This is a genomic window from Anaerobacillus sp. ABA4_114 (assembly GCF_056159065.1).
The window spans coordinates 48,863-69,360 of sequence record NZ_JBSWUM010000002.1 but is presented as its reverse complement, the minus strand read 5'-3'; the positions used below and the strand labels follow the sequence as shown (position 1 = coordinate 69,360).

At 35.6% G+C, this 20,498-nt stretch carries 22 protein-coding genes and 1 riboswitch; of the genes, 9 read left to right on the top strand and 13 right to left on the bottom strand.

What is annotated here, in order from left to right; all coding sequences use genetic code 11:
* Window positions 1-188: 188 nt before the first annotated feature.
* The 3 genes from ACXAEY_RS21705 to ACXAEY_RS21695 form a co-directional block, all read right to left on the bottom strand.
* Window positions 189-839, bottom strand: coding sequence for a WxL domain-containing protein (locus ACXAEY_RS21705; protein ID WP_474815071.1), 651 nt, complete (start codon window positions 837-839; stop codon window positions 189-191).
* Between the two features lie 89 nt (window positions 840-928).
* On the bottom strand, window positions 929-1,408 hold the full coding sequence (locus ACXAEY_RS21700) for a hypothetical protein (protein ID WP_474815069.1): 480 nt from the start codon (window positions 1,406-1,408) through the stop codon (window positions 929-931).
* A 394-nt stretch (window positions 1,409-1,802) separates the two neighbouring features.
* Window positions 1,803-2,108: a hypothetical protein gene (locus ACXAEY_RS21695; protein WP_474815067.1), complete on the bottom strand. Its 306-nt coding sequence runs from the start codon at window positions 2,106-2,108 to the stop codon at window positions 1,803-1,805.
* A gap of 502 nt (window positions 2,109-2,610) precedes the next feature.
* On the opposite strand from ACXAEY_RS21695, the gene ACXAEY_RS21690 reads away from it, so the two are divergent.
* Window positions 2,611-2,976, top strand: a complete 366-nt coding sequence (locus tag ACXAEY_RS21690; protein WP_474815065.1) for an EscU/YscU/HrcU family type III secretion system export apparatus switch protein — start codon at window positions 2,611-2,613, stop codon at window positions 2,974-2,976.
* Window positions 2,969-3,571, top strand: coding sequence for a lysophospholipid acyltransferase family protein (locus tag ACXAEY_RS21685; protein ID WP_474815063.1), 603 nt, complete (start codon window positions 2,969-2,971; stop codon window positions 3,569-3,571). Before ACXAEY_RS21690 ends, ACXAEY_RS21685 begins: the two co-directional genes overlap by 8 nt.
* Before the next feature lie 24 nt (window positions 3,572-3,595).
* Here ACXAEY_RS21685 and ACXAEY_RS21680 read toward each other — a convergent pair whose 3' ends face one another.
* From ACXAEY_RS21680 to ACXAEY_RS21665, 4 genes are all read right to left on the bottom strand, one after another.
* Window positions 3,596-4,048, bottom strand: coding sequence for a hypothetical protein (locus ACXAEY_RS21680; RefSeq protein WP_474815061.1), 453 nt, complete (start codon window positions 4,046-4,048; stop codon window positions 3,596-3,598).
* Window positions 4,049-4,062: 14 nt separating this feature from the next.
* A riboswitch (cyclic di-GMP riboswitch) is annotated at window positions 4,063-4,146 on the bottom strand.
* A gap of 210 nt (window positions 4,147-4,356) precedes the next feature.
* Window positions 4,357-4,722, bottom strand: a complete 366-nt coding sequence (locus tag ACXAEY_RS21675) for a hypothetical protein (RefSeq protein ID WP_474815059.1) — start codon at window positions 4,720-4,722, stop codon at window positions 4,357-4,359.
* Window positions 4,715-4,990 (bottom strand): hypothetical protein, encoded by a 276-nt coding sequence (locus tag ACXAEY_RS21670; protein WP_474815058.1) that lies wholly within the window; start codon window positions 4,988-4,990, stop codon window positions 4,715-4,717. The genes ACXAEY_RS21675 and ACXAEY_RS21670 overlap by 8 nt, the downstream gene beginning before the upstream one ends.
* Window positions 4,991-5,008: 18 nt before the next feature.
* Entirely contained in the window at window positions 5,009-5,986 is a 978-nt protein-coding gene (locus tag ACXAEY_RS21665; RefSeq protein WP_474815056.1) for a hypothetical protein, read from the bottom strand.
* A 172-nt stretch (window positions 5,987-6,158) separates the two neighbouring features.
* Here ACXAEY_RS21665 and ACXAEY_RS21660 point away from each other — a divergent pair, with 172 nt between their 5' ends.
* Window positions 6,159-6,455 (top strand): hypothetical protein, encoded by a 297-nt coding sequence (locus ACXAEY_RS21660; RefSeq protein WP_474815054.1) that lies wholly within the window; start codon window positions 6,159-6,161, stop codon window positions 6,453-6,455.
* Window positions 6,456-6,566: 111 nt separating this feature from the next.
* Window positions 6,567-7,850 (top strand): murein hydrolase activator EnvC family protein, encoded by a 1,284-nt coding sequence (locus tag ACXAEY_RS21655; RefSeq protein WP_474815053.1) that lies wholly within the window; start codon window positions 6,567-6,569, stop codon window positions 7,848-7,850.
* Between the two features lie 48 nt (window positions 7,851-7,898).
* On the opposite strand, the gene ACXAEY_RS21650 is transcribed toward ACXAEY_RS21655, so the two are convergent.
* Window positions 7,899-9,077 (bottom strand): YfbR-like 5'-deoxynucleotidase, encoded by a 1,179-nt coding sequence (locus tag ACXAEY_RS21650; protein ID WP_474815051.1) that lies wholly within the window; start codon window positions 9,075-9,077, stop codon window positions 7,899-7,901.
* Between the two features lie 116 nt (window positions 9,078-9,193).
* Window positions 9,194-9,664, bottom strand: a complete 471-nt coding sequence (locus ACXAEY_RS21645) for a hypothetical protein (RefSeq protein ID WP_474815049.1) — start codon at window positions 9,662-9,664, stop codon at window positions 9,194-9,196.
* A gap of 90 nt (window positions 9,665-9,754) precedes the next feature.
* On the opposite strand from ACXAEY_RS21645, the gene ACXAEY_RS21640 reads away from it, so the two are divergent.
* The gene (locus tag ACXAEY_RS21640) at window positions 9,755-10,672 is read left to right on the top strand and encodes a tRNA nucleotidyltransferase/poly(A) polymerase family protein (protein ID WP_474815047.1); all 918 of its coding nucleotides are present in this window, start codon (window positions 9,755-9,757) and stop codon (window positions 10,670-10,672) included.
* Between the two features lie 54 nt (window positions 10,673-10,726).
* Window positions 10,727-11,017 carry an Asp23/Gls24 family envelope stress response protein gene (locus ACXAEY_RS21635; RefSeq protein WP_474815045.1) on the top strand — a complete coding sequence of 97 codons (291 nt, stop codon included), beginning with the start codon at window positions 10,727-10,729 and terminating at the stop codon, window positions 11,015-11,017.
* 4 nt (window positions 11,018-11,021) lie between these two features.
* On the opposite strand, the gene ACXAEY_RS21630 is transcribed toward ACXAEY_RS21635, so the two are convergent.
* The gene (locus tag ACXAEY_RS21630; RefSeq protein ID WP_474815043.1) at window positions 11,022-12,122 is read right to left on the bottom strand and encodes a hypothetical protein; all 1,101 of its coding nucleotides are present in this window, start codon (window positions 12,120-12,122) and stop codon (window positions 11,022-11,024) included.
* Between the two features lie 83 nt (window positions 12,123-12,205).
* Here ACXAEY_RS21630 and ACXAEY_RS21625 point away from each other — a divergent pair, with 83 nt between their 5' ends.
* Window positions 12,206-12,667 carry a GreA/GreB family elongation factor gene (locus tag ACXAEY_RS21625; protein WP_474815041.1) on the top strand — a complete coding sequence of 154 codons (462 nt, stop codon included), beginning with the start codon at window positions 12,206-12,208 and terminating at the stop codon, window positions 12,665-12,667.
* An 81-nt stretch (window positions 12,668-12,748) separates the two neighbouring features.
* On the opposite strand, the gene ACXAEY_RS21620 is transcribed toward ACXAEY_RS21625, so the two are convergent.
* Window positions 12,749-13,993 carry a D-alanyl-D-alanine carboxypeptidase family protein gene (locus tag ACXAEY_RS21620; protein ID WP_474815038.1) on the bottom strand — a complete coding sequence of 415 codons (1,245 nt, stop codon included), beginning with the start codon at window positions 13,991-13,993 and terminating at the stop codon, window positions 12,749-12,751.
* A 145-nt stretch (window positions 13,994-14,138) separates the two neighbouring features.
* Between ACXAEY_RS21620 and ACXAEY_RS21615 the strand changes: the two genes are divergently transcribed.
* On the top strand, window positions 14,139-15,269 hold the full coding sequence (locus tag ACXAEY_RS21615; protein ID WP_474815036.1) for a site-2 protease family protein: 1,131 nt from the start codon (window positions 14,139-14,141) through the stop codon (window positions 15,267-15,269).
* 56 nt (window positions 15,270-15,325) lie between these two features.
* Window positions 15,326-15,706, top strand: a complete 381-nt coding sequence (locus tag ACXAEY_RS21610) for a hypothetical protein (protein WP_474815034.1) — start codon at window positions 15,326-15,328, stop codon at window positions 15,704-15,706.
* 96 nt (window positions 15,707-15,802) lie between these two features.
* Here ACXAEY_RS21610 and ACXAEY_RS21605 read toward each other — a convergent pair whose 3' ends face one another.
* Both ACXAEY_RS21605 and rpoC read right to left on the bottom strand, forming a co-directional pair.
* Window positions 15,803-16,726, bottom strand: a complete 924-nt coding sequence (locus ACXAEY_RS21605; protein WP_474815033.1) for a DNA-directed RNA polymerase subunit alpha — start codon at window positions 16,724-16,726, stop codon at window positions 15,803-15,805.
* 138 nt (window positions 16,727-16,864) lie between these two features.
* Window positions 16,865-20,392 carry a DNA-directed RNA polymerase subunit beta' gene (gene rpoC / locus ACXAEY_RS21600; protein ID WP_474815031.1) on the bottom strand — a complete coding sequence of 1,176 codons (3,528 nt, stop codon included), beginning with the start codon at window positions 20,390-20,392 and terminating at the stop codon, window positions 16,865-16,867.
* Window positions 20,393-20,498: the final 106 nt, after the last annotated feature.

Here is a 20,498-nt window from a genome sequence, read left to right as displayed (position 1 = left end):
CATGACCCATGTTCAAACTCAGTCTATATGAGGCATATTGAGACTCAAAACCCAAGCCTAATCACCACCTATTTCAGTATTACTTTTTAATAGTTTTCTAATTATTTTTTAAAAAATTCATTAAAATCCCTTCAATACAAAACAAAAAGCTCCCGTAAACTTACGGAAGCTCTTGCTCGATCATTGGCTTATGGTGATTTTGTTATTGTCCAAGTAACTACACTTTTATATAGAGAATTACTGTCGCTATTGTCTACTTTAGTAGACGCAACAAGACTAAGAGATAAAGCCCCTATTGGAAATGCTATTTCGTATGTTCCCACACCTTCACCCACTGCAGCAGATAAAATTTTCTTTTGACTGCCATTGTCTAAAGTCCACGAACTCCCAATAACAGTAGGACTAGGAGATGTTGTTCCTCCTACAGCTGTTACACTCCCCACATTCGACAAAACGAAGGAACCAGAAGGAATTTTATTACCTGTTTCATCCTCAAAAGTAGTTGCTTGTACTCCCACAGACCACCCCTCCCCAGTTCCTGTAGCATCACCAACAGTTAACACTGAAAGATCCGAAACAATAACCTGATTTTGTCCATTAAGTGTATGTGAACCGAAGTCACTTGTTACTTGAGGAGGTGTTACTAATAGTGCCCCTCCGGTAATCCCTACCTGTGTATCTGTTGTATCAGATGTACTGGATGCTGCTAACACAAAGTTAGACACAAGGATTATCGCTATCATAGAGGGCAAAAAAATTTTTATTCTAAAATGCATATACATCACCCTAAAATAGCTTCTTTTGATGTAGAATATTTCTTTTATTTTCTTAACCAACAATTATTTTTGTTTCCAGTACGGTATGTGAAATTATTTTATCTTATAAAAAATAAGGAGCTCTTTCGAGGCTCCTCACTATAAAGCACATATCAACTTATAAAATTCGCACCATTTGATGTCCCTCTCGATTTTACGAATGAGGACCAACCAACAGCAAGATCGGAGCTTTTTCCCAAGCAGCCATATACATTCTTGTCTGAATCATCAGTAGCTATTTGATGGAAACCAAGTTTATTCCAATACTCCTTCATCGAATCAGCAGAGGCACTTGTATACATAACATACTCCGCTTCTCCCATTACCTCTTCGATAATTGTTACTAAACACTTGCCTACACCCTTATTACGGATCTTATTAGGTAATCTAAATACTTTTAAGAATACCACCTTATTTGAATCATCAAAAACTAGATCAATCATTTGGTCGTCACCACTCCCAAACCCTTCATCCTTCATTTCCTCATTTGTCCTAAAGACGATACGGTTTTTCTCCTGGAAGATGTAAGGTTTAATACCATTTTGTTTAAACGCTTTGTTCAATTTAAATAATAGATTTCTCCAGTTTTTCATGACTCAATTCCCCCTTTTGTATATTATGAGTCTGTTTATTTCTCTGTTTTTCTAATTATAACAAAAATACGAACGTATGTACGGTTAACAGACAATATGTATACCTTTAAATTATATTTTCACTCTGTCCTCAATATTCCACATATCAAATGAACATTAAACTTACCTTTGAGATCGTCAATAGAAAGGTTAAAATCCCTAATCATTGGTACTCCTTCCCATAGACCTCCACTATTTTCCTGCTGATTAATAGTTTAATATATTAAAATACAAAAAACAAGAAATGATTCGCAACCGAACCTGTAATAGCGCACACAGTTTTTTATAATTATTTATGTTTGTTTATAATTAGTTGTGTTTTTTGAAAATAATGTATTTAATGAAAAAAGAGGAATTAACTTCCTCTTTCAGGTTTCAGAAGTATCTTTTTTATTTTAGTGAAAATTTCTTTAATAAACCCCTCAATTTCTAAGCCTTTGAAGTATATTGCTCCACTTAAAAATCCTACAGAGAATAGTAATATGGGCATTAATAGATATTCGAGTTTTTGAACAGGTGTCCAGGTCCCAGATAATACATACACCAACCAAACACTAAGAAGACTTAACCCAATTTGAACAAGCACGGATTTAACCAATTTCCCCTTCCTTCTCTCTTTATTCCGTTCAATCTTCTCTCTTTCAGATCTGGTTTCCAGCATACAAATGCCTCCTATTTCTTATTTGGAAAAATTATAACTGATAAGTGACGATTACTATAAAAAAAGCTACTTTTTATAAAAATCCAGTTGACATTCCTTCTCTTTCAATTATATTTCTTCAAATAACTAAAAAACATCAAACAAAGGAGAATTATTTTATGAAAACAAAAAGTAACTTTCTAATTGGTACACTTGTGGTTGCAACAATTTTATTTACAATTACGAATACAGAATATCTACATAATTTTATTACTACCTGCAACTGGTGGAGTTACTTTTTCGGTTTTTGATCTAATTTAGAAAATAATATTTTCATTAGTGCCTATGAGACACTATCTAAATTTAATTTTGCATTACCTAATTTTCAAAAACAAATAAGCCAATTTAAACCTTTAGAGATAGAACAATTTGTTCTATCTTTTTCCTTTTCAAGAGTATAAAAGAAGGTATTTTCCGCTTTTTTAAAGATAAGCTTAAAAGCTATTAAAGGAGGAATAGGAATTTGAATAATAAAACCCTGTCACGATTGAAAAAGGCTACCTTCATTGTAGGAAATAAAGACTACAATGTCGTAGCGCTTCGTTATAAGAAAGACATCGATTCTGCCCCAAAGGTTCTACTTAAAACCTCTAAGTCTAAAGCTAAATCGGTTCGAGAATTTGCGTTACAGGAGAATATACCTCTTGTGGAATACCCCGCTCTCTCTTCTGCTATTTATCAAATGACCGAAGAATCCAAGCAAATTCCAGAAGAGCTTTACGAACCTACCATTGCAGTTCTTCAAAAATTAGTTGCTACTAAAAATCTCACAAGAGACGATTTGAATTATTACGACCTAATTCCTATAGAAGAGAACGAAGATGAATAAAGACTCGTTTTATTACCTTACAAAGAGAATATTGTACGCGTTATACAGGACCTTATTTAGAATAGAATATACAGGACTTGAAAACATCCCAAAAAATAATCGTTATATTATGTGCCCGAATCATATTAGTAATTATGACCCCCCAGGTGTTGTGCTGTTACTAAAACACCGCATTTACTTCATGGCAAAGTCCGAAGCTTTTAACACATTTTCAGCACCAATATTAAAATACTTTGGAGCATATTCTGTTAATAGAAGTACAAAGGACAGAAAAGCCCTCACTACAACTATGAAACTCTTACGTGATGGGAAACCGATCTGTATTTTTCCAGAAGGAACTCGAAGTAAAACCGGTGTGTTAGGAGAAGGTAAAAGTGGCGCTGCTACATTCGCACTTAAAACACATACACCCGTCATTCCAGTAGCTATAACTGGGAACTACAGGCTTTTTAATAAGATAAAAGTTACCTATGGGAAGCCAATTATATTAAATAATCCGAATGAGAAAACCACTTCAGAGGTTACTTTACAAGCTACTCAAGAGATCATGTCTTCTATAGAACACCTGATTAAAACAAACCAGAACCATGAGTGACTTATACCCATGGCTCTGGTTTGTTTATTCTCTTATTTTCCGCTGTAATTTTTGTTGAATGACTCTCTCCATTTCTATTTTCGCTTCCTCGATGTTACTATCAGTTTCAATTTCGAACTTCTTCCTTATCTTTTCAAACTCCATTTTAGAGATACCCTCTACCTCTTCTCTTATTTCTTCCTCATATTTATCAAGTTCCGTACGCATTCTATCAATTTCATCTTCCTTAAGTCCTTCAATGTCGTTTATGACTTCTGTCGATTTATCGTCTACAAATTTTGATATTCCCTCAACAGAATCTTTATGGACTTGTTCCGCCTCTTTTTTCGCTTCATCTTGATAAAAAGAACCTATGTTTGAAAAACCAACTCTTATCAAATTGACTATATTCGTATTTAAAACCGAAGACGCATAGACTTGTGTGCCACCTGCAAAAATAACAAATCCTACAAGTACAATCATTAACTTCTTTTTCATTGTTTACCCCCCCATGTTTAAATGGTCGGTTGCACTACTAGCTCCGCTAACCCCAAGTGCCCAAATAAAGAATTAACTTCTTCGCTTCCATATCTTTTATACGACTAAAACCTCAACTATCTTTCTATTTTTCCTAGTGCATATTTTGTAAAAGTAAGACAACCTATATCATCCGAACAACTATGTAAATAAAATAGGATAATTAGCCCGAATCTTGGACTAACTATCCCATTAATACCTTTATTCATCATAAGCCTTAAACTTCATTTCCTCACATTCATTTATGGACTTGAATCTGCAAGGGGACCTTAATTTACCTCACACTTTGCAATCCCATCTTGATTAGAGTCACCACTTTCCCTATAACCATGGTTTTTTCTAATGATCATTCCTTCCTCTATATCGGAATACCACTTTAAAATTCTATCAATATGAGGGCAATTCTCATCTTGAAAGTCCAATCTTGTTTTTAACTTAATTTCGTTATACCAATGAACCTTTTGGATTTTTCGGTTATAGGTTTTTTCATACGTATTTAGTTGTTTTTGCTTATCTTCTAAGGCATCTTCTATTCCACATCTAATGTCATGTTTCAGTTTAGAAATCTTCCCCTCGTCTTTTCCAAATTCCTCTTCTATGTAATGTGCAAGTCGATCAACAATTTGATTATTCATGATAGTACCCCTTATCTATTTGACCTTTGAAAAAATCACTTTCTTTCTCACGCAAGTGCTTAACCATCGCAACATTATTTTCCTTATGATTCAATTCAATTAGAGTTCTATATAGCTCTTTCATTAATCTAGGGTCGTGTTTCAATCCTCGATAAAGAGTATCGAATAAGTAATAACTCGCTTCTGACGGGTTAAACCCTTTTTCTAAGGAACTTTTAGTCCAATTGTTAACGATACTACTTCTTACGACCTCTCTTGTGACTTTCAAAAGCCCACTCCTTATACATTACTGTATGCTGTGAAGAACAAACTGAGTTCGAAGACGATCATTCACTTCAGCTTGAACTTTTAGCAACCCAATGTCTTTATGATAATAGAAGAATATAATATTATTCCCGTTGGTCTGTTTTACTTTAACCGCATTATTATAAGTTTTAACCCCTGTCTCTACGGTTTCATCAACGGAAACGATTTGATATTCATTTCCTCCAGAACTCCACTTCTCACCGCTTTTAACAGGATACTTTAGTAGCAAATCTCTCGAATTATCATTAACCGATTCAATTAGATTATCTTCAAGCGTTTGACCTTCAATATCTATTAAATAAAGCCCTTCCTCATTTGAAAGATATACATTTGTACCGCTCATTGTGTTTTCTGATTGTGCAAACCCATTATCATCGAAGTATACAAAAGCTTCTGTCATAACCACTTCTTCGTTACTAGGTCCAGCATACATCAATCTTTGTTCTCCTTTTGGTAAATACGTACCTGAAATTACTTTCTCTTCATCATTTACCATAAAAGAAGAATTGGTTGTTAGGAGTTCTTTTTTATACGAATAACCTTCACCATCATGATCCTTCAGCAACAACTCTACTTTTACATCATGCTTACCTTTAGTTTTTACGGCGAAAGCACTCCCCCAAGTGATTTTCTCCATAGGCTGGAGCACTCTTCTCTTATCCTCGTTCACGGTCTTTGTGTATACTTCTTCTCCCTTTTCATCAACCACTCTAATGTTTAATAACCTGTAATTAGCGTAATGAAGCGGGACAGCACTGTCATTCTTATTCTCTAGATTAATATCAAGATAAACTTTGCCATCCTCATGTATCACTTCTGTCCCCAGAGAAAACCCATCATAAATATGAGTCCCTTCTTTTACTTCTATCTCCTGTTCAGGTATTTCATTTTTATCACTTGCACAAGCCGACATAGCAATTAAAACGCCAGCAATAGAACCAATTAATACTTTTTTCAATAGTCTCACCACCCGACATTTTATTCCGAATATAAATTGTAAGCCCTTCTTATGAGTAAGAAACACTTGCATGCTAATTTTCAACCTATCAATCACAGCAAATAATTTATATGTTTTCTTTACATATTTACTCTTTTTATTATGTTAGGCGCACAGAAAGCGAGGGGGTTTAATGAGATTACTTATCGAAAATGACAAAAATACCTTACTTCAGTTTGTCTTCAACTACCTTTCTCAGACGTTAGATGGGAAGTATGCAGATGTAATAATTAACGGCAAAAAAACTTCTGGAACGATTGGTAGTTTAGAGCTAGAAGAAGATCAAGACCGCTTTTTGACTATATCAGTTGACGGAGAAACAATTGTTATACCGCTATTAGATGAAACGAAATCTATGTTCGGAAAAGAGTTGTTCCAATTCGAAACAAAAAATCACACCACTATTATTGAAGTGAAAAAGAAAAAGTAAGAACTTGCTAAACTAGTCTATTCGGCTAGTTTTTTCTTTTGCAAAAAGGGTTTTAAGACATCTATCCAAAGTGATGTTTAACACTTTTCATACCATTGGAGGTAGAAGACATTGAACAAAAACAAGAAAATGATCATGCTATCAGCTCTTTCTCTGAGCCTATTGATCCCACAGAATACAACCTTTGCAGAAGGAACTATAAACGAATATAATCAACAGATTGATGAATTAAAAGACAAAGTTTCTACCAATCAAAATAACAAGGAAGAGCTAGAAAAAGAGTTACACCACGTTCACAACAATATTGCTGAAGTGGAAAGCGAACTCAAAGAAATAAAAGCAAAAATAGCTGATACAGACAAACGCATTAAAGATTCAGAAGCTAAAATTAATGCTACAAAAAAGGAAATCGATTCTAAAGTTGAAGAAATTAACGATACTGAAGAAGAACTCAAACAAAAGAAAGACACATTAAGCCAAAACCTTCGTGCGATGTATAAACGAGGGGAAGTAAGCATGATGGAAATGATCTTCAAATCAGACGGGTTAGAAGATCTTGTATACAGAGTAAAAGTGATGAAGGATATTACTAGAGCAAACGACCGATTATACGAAGAAGTTAAGGAAAAAGCCGCTCTACTTAAAGAACAAAAAGCTGAATTGGATAAAAAACAGGAGATACAAAAGCAACAAAAATCAAAACTTGACGACTTGAAAACTACTCAAATTGAGCAGAGAAAGAAACAAGACGCATTATTAGCACAGCATAAGGAAAAAGAAAAAGAAGTTCTTGAACACATTAAAGAAGAAGAAGCAGCAGAACAGGCTCTTATGGGACAAATCGCGTCTATTATCGCCGAGAGAGAAGCAGAGAAAAAGCGGATAGAAGAAGAAAAGAAAAAACAAGAAAGCGCGAATAATGAATCTGGTAGTAACGGGGAAAATGAACCGCAAATAGAAGAAGCACCTGGCGATGGGAAAATATCTCATCCGATGAGAAGCGGCACTTATACCTTCACTTCACCGTATGGATATAGAATACATCCCGTATACGGGACTAAAAGACTACATAATGGAATGGATTTCGCAGCTCCTAGAGGAACTCCAATGTATTCAATAGCCGACGGGAGGGTATTATTCGCTCGATCAGCGAATGGTTATGGAAATTGGATTGTTATTGAGCACGAGAAGCTAGGACTTTATAGTATCTATGGACATATGTACGCCAATGAAATGTACGTTTCTCAAGGACAACGAGTTAGCAGAGGACAACATATAGCCGGAGTGGGTTCAGCAGGAACATCAACCGGTAATCACCTTCACTTCTCATTAGCTAATGGGTTTAATGGGTCGCAATTCACCTATGTAAACCCCGCAAGTTATATAGGCTACTAAATTGGATTACTAAAAAACCGATCGAGTTAAATTCGATCGGTTTTTTCTTTATATCATTTTCATTAACATTTGATTATCAAAATCGTGTAGAGGAAAAGCCAAAAAGAACATTACAGCAGGTACTTTCCCGAATCGTGCCTGCGCTTTCATCAATTCTTCTCTATACTTAATTTCATAATGCCAACCATTCGTCCTTCGCTCGATATTACATTTCAATAGAGCATCAAGCTTATCGCACATGTTTACCATCATTCCATTATAATCATCACTCTTAGCATTTACCATGTGGTCAGTTATCCCTTTTCTTAATACTTCCGGTAACTGTTCCCCCATTTTTATAGCAACTTTTTGTTCGTAGACTTCAAATGCTTTCTTTCTTTCAGGCGTTGAATGTTTAACCGGTCCCAACACATCCCCTGTCCACTCTTCTGGAACGTCATGTACCAAAACTTTAGACAACCCAGTTACCATATGCAGCTCGTCCGCTCTGTCATCGCTGACCTCATACTTACTAATCAACGTAAGCCACACGTACAACGCTGAGGTTCGATATAGATGGACGCTATCCTCATCTTCAACACTGTTGTGGTTCCCTGTCCATCTTTCTACACGATCAAGCATCAGAATACTAAACAGGAAGTTATAAAAGTCTCCTTCCTCATCTACCTGTTCCATCATCCAACGCACTGAAGGGAGATCATGATTTCTTAATTTATTTGACAACTCTTCATACTTATCTTTAAAAACGTAGTTTGAACCGAATTCAACTTCTCTCTTGCAGAATAACATGGCATCGAATTTCCCCATCGCATCTACCATTTTTCCCTCAAGTGTATCGTCTTCGGCATTAACAATATAGTCATAGAAACTTGGCTGAATGGATTCAGATAGGTAGGCTACAATTTCCTTCCCTTTTTCTAAATTCAATTCTTCTATATGATGTTTAACCATTTCATTATGCTTAGTCTTATGTTTAATAGAACCCCTCTTAGTCACTGTCAAATTATGAAATAATAATCGACACATTACCTTTTCCATATCAATCTTGTTATTGAACAACCCCTGCTCGACCATACAAGCGAATTCACCCAGTAACGCACTTCTGAAGCTGTGACTTGCATAATTATCTTTAAATTTAGGAGCATACTCAGACCATCTAGTGAACCGTTGCAAAATATAAACTAACTGCAAAAACACTCCATTTTTTGCAATTTTCATCCCTTCCATAATAAAACCCCCATAACAAATAATATCTTATAATGTAATTCTATAGTAATTATATATTTTTGTATATTATCTCCTTACCTAAAAGTAAGAACCCCATAATGGGGTTCTAAAATCTACTACTTTCGTTTTTTAAAAGAGAATCGAACGCTAATTTTTTCAAATGTTGTATAGTTCTTAATACCATCTTCTATTTCTTTTGTTGTGTTTTCTGCAAACGTAGAAAAGGAGAACTTTTCTGTAAGGTTAGGAATTGCAATAACGTGAATGTTTCCGTGACCTTTTTTATATTCAAATTTGATCTTATACTCGGTAAGTTCAGACTTATCTTTAAGTACAGCTTCTGTTAGATTCACAAAAACACCCTGGTCAATATCAACCTCATTTACTTTAATCGACTCTTCCTTTTTCCCACTATCTGAAACAAGTAATAGAATTACCGCAGAGAGAAAACCTAATAGTGCGTACAATCCATTAAAGTAAGTATCCAATTCCGAAGAAAAAGTAAATCCTTTCGTTTCAGTTATCCCGTAATGAAAGGATACAAATAAACCAATAAGAGCTAAAAATATTGAGAACCACTTAACCATAAAAATCCCTCCTCTCACCTCCATTTATTTGTCTTTTTCCTTGTTTTTTTCCTCTTTTTATTTATTTTTCATTCATGAGGAGGGTTTATTATGAAACTTGATCAACCGGTTCATGAGATACTAGAAACATTGAATAAACAAGGAAGAGCGGTCGTGTATGGCGGTTATATAAGAGATAAATTAGCAGATGCAACTCCTAACGATATAGATATAGCGACTTCATTAACCATATCTGAGGTGAAAATATTATTTCCACAACTAACCGGAACGGAAGCCGGATTAGAGTTTGGAGTGGGAAGATTTAGATATAAAGGGTGGGACTTCGAGATAGCAAGTTATCAAAAGGATAAGACTGTAGATGAATGGTTTGAGAACAAAGACTTCACCATTAATACTTTGTATCATGATGGAATTAATCTATATGATCCATACTCTGGTTTGAAACACATAGAAGAGAAGATATTAGTTCCATGTAACGATCCATACAAATCTTTTACTCAGTTCCCCCAAGCTTACTTGCGAGCTTTTCGATTATCTTCTAAATTAGACTACATTTTTCACCCATCGCTAATTGAGTTTTTATCTAAGAACCATTCTATATTCATGGACAACCATGAAAACCGTATACAATCCGAAGGTTATGAAATTTTACGAAACCCCTTCCCATTAAACGCTATATATTATTTACAGATGACTGGTTTATTGAGCGGAGATGAGAACCAAGATTTATTACATAAAAGAATAGATAATATTAACTCTACCCCGTTACGTTTTTCATTCTTATCACTTTATACATCACAGGAGAATCTAGAAGGATTTGCTGATTTATTTTCACTTTCGAAGAACTTGCCTGAAAAACTTCGCTCCGTTTATCCTTATCTTTTAGAAGAGCAACTACCAGAGCAGCCTAAGTTATTAAACGAGATTATCTCTATCAAAAGAGAGCAGTATAGAGACGACCCTAATTTGTTTAAGAAATTCATTTTCAACGTAAGAAATAACGTATAACTCAAGGATTTTAATGCGCTTTACGTAACGCACTAATAAGGAAGGTGATATACCGTGGAAAAGGGGAAATATAAGATTTCTTCAAAAGCGATTAAAGAACTTTCAGAACAGATACTTGGTGAGTATCAGTTCTTATCAAACCCACAAGCAAGTGTGGATATTTTTAATGAGGATACTACAATCAGTATTAAGACATCTGTTTACAAGGAATTCCTTAAACGAAACTCACTAGTTGAGATGTCTTTAGAAATTCAGACCTCTTTACACGAACAAATATATAACTTCACTAACATAGACTCTACAATTAATGTTTCTATTACTACTCTAAAAAATAAAAAGAGCTAAAAAACTAGCTCTTTTTATTTCTTGATTGATCCATCAGTTTTGCCAAATTCTCTAATCGCTTTTCAATGCTATCTTCATCAACTTCCGTTTCACTTGCACGATCATTTGCCATTATTTTATTTTGGTAATTTTGATGTTCATACTGAGTCATATCCAACTCATCGTCTTCCTCGTCTTCAGCTTGGTCCTGAACCACGTCTTTCATAGAACCTTGTTCTTCATACCAGTCAAACTCCTCAAAAACCTTTCTTCCTTCAGAACGGGGTGTTTCAAGATTTGTCTCAAGTTCCTTTTCAGAGTCCGCTATAAAATCTTCACCTTCTTTTTCACCGTAACCATCATTGTCAGATTTATAGTTTGCCTTGAAAATATTTTCAGATTGATATTCTATTTCTTCTCTTTCTTCTTCTCTTTCTTCCTTCTCTTCTTCAACATTCTCAACAAAATTTTTATCTACTGTCCCGTTCTTATAAGCTTCATAATCAAATGCAGGTTTAGGTTGATATCCACTTGCTATTTCTTCTACTTCTTCCGACTCTACCGTTTTTTCCTCTTCTTCGCTCTCCTCATGGATTAATGCTTCTTCTTCTTCAAATCGAACCTCCTCTTTAGCAGGTTCCTCTGTTTCATCTTCCTTCTGGTCTACTTCACTACCTTCTTCTACATCTCCTATTATATCTCCGTAGAGATTTTCTATATCGTAATTTCCTTTGTCTTGTTTTTCTTCTATTGGATTATTGCGTTTTTCCTCAACTTCCAACTCTTCCTCTCGTTCAATTTCGGAATTGTCAAATGGGTCAAAAACGTCTTCTAAAGGATTGGCTTCTCTCTTCTGGTAACCTTCAACACCGAAGTACCCTTCGTCGTTTTCAACTTTATCATTTTTCTTCTTACTCTCTTTTTTCTTACCCTTTTTCTTTTTCTTCTTCTCGCCTTTACTCACATCTATTCCCGACGTCTCGATCTTGTCAGAATTATATGAGTCGACACTTACCCCTTCACTTTCATCCTTTATGAGCATATTTAAGTCTTTAATAGAAACTGTAACGAAGTACGAACCAACGCCAATTAGTCCAAATCCTCCATAAATAAGTATAGGCAGCATAACATCCCTCCTTTCTATAAAAACAAACCACCATAGTAAGGATATATAACAATTCTTCTAAATAAATCAAAGGAGGTGGTTGTATGAGTAAAAGTTTTAAGCTAACGCATGAACAAGTACAAAAATATAAATCCAGAAAAGACGAACTCGAATTCGTTCTACTCCCTGAAAACCGAAAGCAGATAGAAAATGCAGCTGACCAGGGAGATCTAAGTGAAAATGCTGAATTCGATGAAGCTAAAGAAGAACAAGCAAAGCTTCATCAAGAACTCACAGAAATTAAGTACATCTTAGGAAAAGCTTCAATCATCAAGGAAAGCCAGAACAAAGATTACATTGAGATTGGTCACAATATTAAAGTTAAGTCAGTAGACGATGGAGAAGAAGAGACTATTCGTCTTCTGGGCAGTGTTGGTAACGGAATAACTGAAATTTCCGTTGAATCGAAGTTTGGAAAAGCTCTGCTAGGTAAGAAAATAAATGAAACCTTTTCTTATGACGCTAAGGATGGTACTTTCACCTATAAAGTGTTGGATATTAATTAAATCACTTTTAGATTTTGTACAGAAATACTATTGATGAACTCAGCTAATGTCAAACTTTTGCACAAAAAATAATCCCTCAATTTATGAGGGATTATTTTTTAACTTATTATGGTGCCTGATATTCATATAGATTATGAGCATTAAATAGACCACTATAGATATTCCAATTCCGATAAAAATGACTTTCAATGGACTCAGGCTGCTATTTTCGTCATCTCCGAGCGCGAACGAGCTTTTATAAATAACCTCTTGATTAGTGACCAGAGGAATTTCTTCTACCACTTCTCCAGCTTCAATAACTTTAAGACTCCCTACAATATCACCCTGTTCAAAATTCGTTTTCTCTTCGCTAATATCTATTTGAGTTTCATAATCTATTTTCTCTCCCTGTTTTACAGAAAGGGAAAAATTCTTTGTAGGTACTAAAGATACCAGTTGTCCATGGACTTCTTCCTCTGCATAAACTTCTCCTTTAGTAACAATTTTTTCTGTTACCAAACTGTTAAAAGCATGGTTAGCCATTATATTAATGTCATTGTATTCATTAGGTACTCCATTTTCCGCTTTAGTTAGGTTAGTTTTCATCACTACTACAACCAACTTCTTTTCACCCTGTTGTAATATTTCAACTAAAGTATTCCCTGCGTCACTAGTGTATCCAGTCTTACCACCAAGCGCTAAAGGATTGTACTCATCTATTTTATTCTTAGCAGTAACCGATACATCTCTAGTATCAGTTTTGATCGTTGTGGATTGAGTCGCCATCGCTTCTAAAATCTCAGGGTATTCCATAGACTCTTTCGTTATTAATGCCATGTCATAAGGAGTTGTTTGATGTTCAGGATGATGCAGCCCGCTTGCTGTCTTGAACACAGTGTTTGATGTACCGATCTCCTCAGCTTTACTAGTCATTAATTTACCGAATTCCTCTTCAGAACCAGATATATGCTCCGCAATAGCAACAGCCATATCATTCGCACTCATAACCATTAGTGCTTTAAGGGCATCCTCACGGGACACTCCCTCTCCTTCTTTTAATCGAAATACAGAGTTGCTCCCTTCTTGTATGGAGGCAAATTTAGATGTTTTAATCATTTCACCTTTTTCAACATTCTCCATTAAGAGAATTGCAGTCATTACTTTAGTAATACTAGCAGGATAAGCTTTTTTATTTGCATTCTTATCATAAAGAATCTCATTAGTCTGTGCGTCTATAGCAACCCCATATCCTCCATTTATGTCAGGCTGATTTACTTTCGCATTTACAGAGTGACCGATAAAAAAACTCAATATTATTAAGAACACCGTTTTATTTATAAATTTCATTTTATACCCCCGAAGATTTTGAAAAAACCGTCTTTTCACTACGTATTATTTAAATTCAAATTGAAAATAACCTTCATTTTTAGCAAGACTCTCTAAAGGAAAATCTTTTGCAAGAAGGAACGTTTAAAAGGACAGGAGGTACTTTATGACGTTTCTTTATATAATAATTAGCTTACTTTGTTTAAACTTCATCATTTTCTTCCACGAACTATTTCACCTTACGGCTGCCAAACTTCTAAGAATCAAAACTACTGAATTCTCAGTAGGAGTCGGTCCTTCTCTCATAGGGATCCAAAAGAAAAATGGGAAAGTGAAGATTGCATTCTTTTCGAGCAAGGAAGATGGAAAATTAGACCCTGACTCGATGACTTACCATATTAGAGCCATTCCTTTAGGCGGGTATGTGTCGTTTGGTAAAGTCACAAAAATAGATACTCCAATAGACAAAACTAAACCAGCAAAAAGCAAATTTTCAAAGCTATTTTCGATACGTCCAGACACTCAGTATGAAACAATTGATTATCTATTCGCGGAAAAACCATGGAAGCGAATTATAGTCGCACTCGCTGGACCGATTGGTAACTTTTTGTTGGCAATAATCTTAGCAATTCTGTTACTCGCTCCTTTTGTTTCATTTGGTAACACCACTATTGAAGTTAAGGATGTTGAAAATGGATCATATGCAGAAGAATTAGGTCTACAATCCGGAGATAAAATACTAAGAGTCAATGATATGAAATTAGATAACATGCAAGATTTCGATTCAGCTTTACAACTTCAATCAGAGAGTCTTTGTGTAACTTGGGAGAATAAAAGTATTCATTCTAGTTGTACTAAGGTTAATCAATCAAAACAAGATTTGAAACTGGGTGTACTCGTTTCGGACGGATTATCAATCTCTAAATTAGTCCCAACAAGCGTTACTTATGTTTACGAATTAGCCAAAGATTATTCCAAACAATTCATTGATACAATATTCGGTTTAAAAGTAGAGAACTTATCCGGACCGGTAGGCGCTGTAGACGCAATGCAAAAGACCGTCCCCGAACCCCTCATATTCTTAAACATACTAATCCTAGTAAATATTGCATTGGGCATAGCAAATCTATTGTTCCCATTCAGTATCACAGACGGGGGAAGAATTATTATCGACCTTTTTGCAATCTTATTTAGAAAACATAAACTTCCCACAATATACTTAGACATAATTAGCATCTTCCTAATGCTAGTTTTAATGAGTTTCACAACATACATGGATATAATAAGGATTTTTTAAAATATCTTGACCAATAAACCATTTTTTAGTAGTACGTTTTTAGTGGGGTGATGGACATGGGGGATTTAATCCAATTAGGTAATATTTTGAGGGACAGGGAGTTTTATAATGAGGTGGCACCATTTATAGAGAGCATTAATCCGGCATTCCAACATTATAAATCTGAATCTGAAGCTGTATTTTATTTTAACTATAAGATGAGTGTTTTCATTTTCATGAAGTACATTGAAAATGGCGAAGAAACTAACCACCCTTCTCTACAAGATTCATTAGAGAATGTACGTTATAACCCTAGAGTTTCAAAAGGGGAATGGGTCATAGACCGCTTGAGTGAGTTGAAGCCAGATGAATCAAAGCCATTATTCAAGTTGATTTATCAAAAGAACAAAAGTGAAACATTCATTCAAGACCTCAAAAATGTATTATTTGATAATTAATTATTAGTAGAAAGATATGGACGAACATAATAAAAAGACAACTAATTAAATTAGTTGTCTTTTTCTATATATCTCAAGATCAAAAGAGCGGATATATTAATCTTTTCTTAGCTCGAATCCTAACTCTTCAACCTTCGCTTTCACTTCATTTACCGAAGTTCTTCCCATTTGAGGAATAGCTGCTAGTTCTTGTTCGGAAAGTAAAATGATTTTTCTAACAGAATCGTACTTTTCTCTTTCCAAGCAATTAAATGAACGAACAGATAAGCCCAGGCTTTCAATTTTCAGATCCAAAATTCTATCTTTTTCTTCTTTCTTTTCTTTATAAAGCTCGACTCTTTCTGCAATATCACTCATACCTTCGAAGAATGAAAAGTTTTCCTTACATATTCTCGCAGCTAACATGGCAGCTTCCATCGATTGTATACTACCATCTGTTTTTATATCCATAATCAACTTTTCATATGAATCGTCTCCACCGATTCTCATTTCTTCAGTGTGATAACCCACTTTAACAACTGGAGAAAAATGACCATCTACGGGTATCACTCCAGGCATACTCTTAAATTCGTCATTCTCTTCCGCCCTCAAATACCCTCTACCATTTCTCACGAAAATCTCCATTTCCACTGGTTGATCTCCAAGAAGATCGAGCAGTTTTATTTCAGGATTCAATAATTCGACTCCTTCAGGAAGAACCAACGAATGACCCGAATACTCGCCTGCTTTCTCCTCTTTAAACCGAATTGTTTTAGTGCCTTCTCCCGATACTTTAAAATGGAGATCATTAAGAGCAACAATTAACGAGACAACATCAGTAGCTGCCCCAGGAATTAATTGATACTGGTGCGGTACATCAGGAATACGAATACCAACAACAGACGAACCAGGTATATGTCGGTAAAGAACTCTTCTCAGAGCAACCCCTAATGTCGTCCCAAATCCGCTTTCAAGATTTTCGATAATCACTTGACCCTGATCATTATAAAAAGTTTCTATTTTTTCAAAACCCAAATTCATGCTATATCTTACCCCCTACTAAATTTGCATATCACCTCTCTTTAATAACGATTTTTTCTCAAATCCCCTTTTCTCCCCATTACCACAAGCATAAAAAAGATGCTCCAAATTTATTATTGGAGCATCCTGTAGACCACGTTAGACTTTATCTTCAATGTACTTAGGAAAACCAGTTCCTGCAGGTATTCTTTTACCTGTAATGATGCTTTCTTTTAATCCTACTAGGTAATCCTTCTTGCCAGAGATCGCGGCTCTCGTTAATGCTTGTGCTGTTTCTTGGAAAGAAGCTGCAGACAAATATGAATCAGTATTCTTTGATGCTTCCGTAATTCCAAGCAACTTGTTAGTGTACGTCGCTTCTTCCTTACCTTCATCCAATACTTTGTTGTTCTCTTTTTCGATGTTGTATCTATTCACTATTCGACCCGGTGCGTATTTTGAATCCCCTGAATCTAGCACAATTACTTTCTTGCTCATTTGCCTCACAATAACTTCGATATGCTTGTCGTTAATACTTACACCTTGAGTGCAATAAACTCTTTGTACTTCGGAAATAAGGTATTCTTGTACTTCTTCTAGACTTCTAAGTCCTAGTAATTCGTGAGGATTTATTGCACCTTGTGTTAACAACTGCCCTGGAGTAACTTCTTCGCCCTCTTCAACTGCAAGATTAAATCCATACGGTATTTGAAATTTTTTCTCTTCTCCATCTTCGGTATGAACCATTACATTCTTCATTCCTCTATCTAGATCTACCACTCTTACCTTACCAGCAACAGTTGATAGAACAGCTTGAGCTTTTGGAGTCTTCCTTGCTTCAAAAATTTCTGTAACCCTTGGGAGACCTTGTGTTATATCATCACCTGCAACCCCACCAGTATGGAAAGTACGCATTGTAAGCTGTGTACCTGGCTCACCAATGGATTGCGCAGCAATAACACCTACCGCTTCACCAATCTCAACTATTTTACGATGTGCTAAATCAAGACCATAACATTTCTTACAAATACCTCGTTCAGTTTCACATTTAACTACGTCTCGAATCGGTACACTTTTCACCTTAGATTCCAATTCATCAGCCAATTTTACGTCAATATAGTCATTTCTTGATGCAATAAGATTGTTGTTATCATCAAATACATCTAACCCTAAATATCTTCCTATTATTCGATCTTTTAAGGATTCAATTTTTGGTTCAATAGCACTTTTATATGTAAACTTCTCCGTCCCACAGTCTTCCTCCGTCACAACAACATCTTGAGCTACATCAACTAGTTTCCTAGTTAGATAACCAGAGTCAGCTGTTTTTAGTGAAGTGTCAGCCATACCTTTTCTAGCGCCGTGTGAAGAAATAAAGTATTCAAATACACTTAAGCCTTCTTGGAAGTTAGATTTAATAGGTCTTTCAATAGTTTTACCGGACGGATCTGCCATTAATCCACGCATACCCGCTAACTGCCTATACTGACCTATAGAACCACGAGCACCACTCTCAATCATCATTCTAATCGGATTCATCAATTGAGACTGTAAGTTTTTCATTGATTTATCTGCTACATATTCACTTGTCTTAGACCAAACCTTAACAACTTGATTATAACGATGTTCATCCGTTATTCTGCCACGTCCATATAAACCTTCTATTTTCTTAACTTCGTCTTCAGATTCTTTTAACTTCTCATATTTTTCGTTTGGAGTATGGATATCAAACAAGGATATTGTAAGACCACCTTTGGTGGCATATTTGAATCCTGTTTTCATAATGTTGTCTAACATATCACCGACAAACTCATTACCAACCTTGTCATAAGCAAAGTCAATTAGTTTACCTAGGAATGGCTTGCCTATAGCATTGTTTTTCTTATGTGGTATGTATTCAAATGCATCGGATACAAGTTCAAAAATTCCCTCAGGGTGTGGATCGTTTATTTCTGAATCATTTATGTAAACCATTCCTTCAGGCAATGCTTCATTAAATATTATCTTACCTACAGTAGTAACTATGTAATTTCCATTATTGAATTTCTTATTTTTCCTTATGTCTAAAATAATTTTTGAATGGAGTCCAATTTGACCCATCTCATACGCTTTTATAGCAAGATCTGGAGAGCCAAAGAATTTGCCTTCTCCAATAGAGCCATCTACCTCCATCGTTAGGTAATAAATCCCTAGAACCATGTCCTGACTCGGTGTACTAGACGCTTTTCCGTTCTGAGGGTGAAGCAAGTTCTGATTCGCCATCATTAGAAAACGCGCCTCTGCTTGTGCCTCTCTAGTAATCGGAACGTGGACCGCCATTTGGTCACCATCAAAGTCAGCATTGTACCCTCCAGTTGCCAGAGGATGTAACTCAATTGCTTTACCACTTATCAATACAGGCTCAAAAGCTCTAATCGATAGCTTATGTAGTGTAGGTGCACGGTTTAACATTACAGGGTGCCTTCTTACAACCTGTTCTAAGATGTCCCAAACCTCATCACGCTTTTGCTGGATTTTTCTTTTTGCAGCTGAACCATTCTCCGCTAAGCCTTGATCAATCATTCTGTTCATTACAAAGGGCTTAAACAACTCAAGTGCCATTTGTTTCGGAATACCACACTGATGAATTTTTAATTGAGGACCAGATACGATGACAGAACGTCCAGAATAATCTACTCGCTTACCCAGAAGATTTTGGCGGAACCTACCTTGTTTCCCTTCCAAAGAACTAGAAAGAGATTTCAGTTCTCTTTGACCTATCCCCGTAATTGGGTAATCGCGTCTTTGATTTGCTATGAGAGCATCAACTGCATCTTGCAGCATACGTTTCTCATTCTCTTTAATAATTCTTGGAGCTCCAACTTCTATTAATCTTTTCAAACGGTTATTGCGGTTAATGATCCTTCTGTATAATTCATTAATATCACTAGTCGCAAAACGCCCACCATCCAATTGAACCATCGGTCTGAGGTCTGGAGGAAGTACAGGAATTGTTTTTAGAATCATCCATTCAGGTCTATTGTTAGACACTCTAAACGAGTTAACTACTCTTAGTCTCTTTTCTAATTTTTTTCTCTTTTGAGTTTTACATTCAGCAATTTCTTTTCGAAGATCAGCTTCTAAAACATCCAAATCATACTCACTTAATAAATCCATCAGCGCTTGAGCTCCGGTTTCAGCTTGGAACGCAAGACCGTGCTCTTCCCTAGCTTTAGCATACTCTGCACCTGTCAGAAGTTGTTTCTTTTCTAAATCCGTATCACCAGGATCAGTAACTAGATGATATCTACAATAGATAATATTTTCTATCTTACCATTTGGAATATCTAAGATTGTAGAAAGGTAAAATGGATTGGTTTTAAAGAACCAAAAATGAGCAACAGGTGCCGCCAACTCAATATGACCCATTCGCTCTCTTCTAACTCTAGCTCTAGTAACCTCTACTTTACACTTCTCACAAATAACGCCCTTATATTTTTGCTTTTTATACCTTCCACAGTTCGCAGCACAGTGCCAGTCCTTCGAAGGTCCAAATATTCTTTCACAGAACAAGCCATCTGGCTCAGGTCGAAATGTTTTATAATTAATAGTTTCCGGCTTTTCAACCTCTCCCCATGACCATTGAAATATTTTTTCAGGAGAAGCTATATTTATCGGGACAAATTGCAATTGATTTAAATTACTCACTTAATGAATCCCCCCAAGTATATAAAATCTAAGAAATATATAGATGTCGTTTACTTATTAATGATGTACGGCTCCTCACCTATTCATTGGTTAAGGAACCGTACTA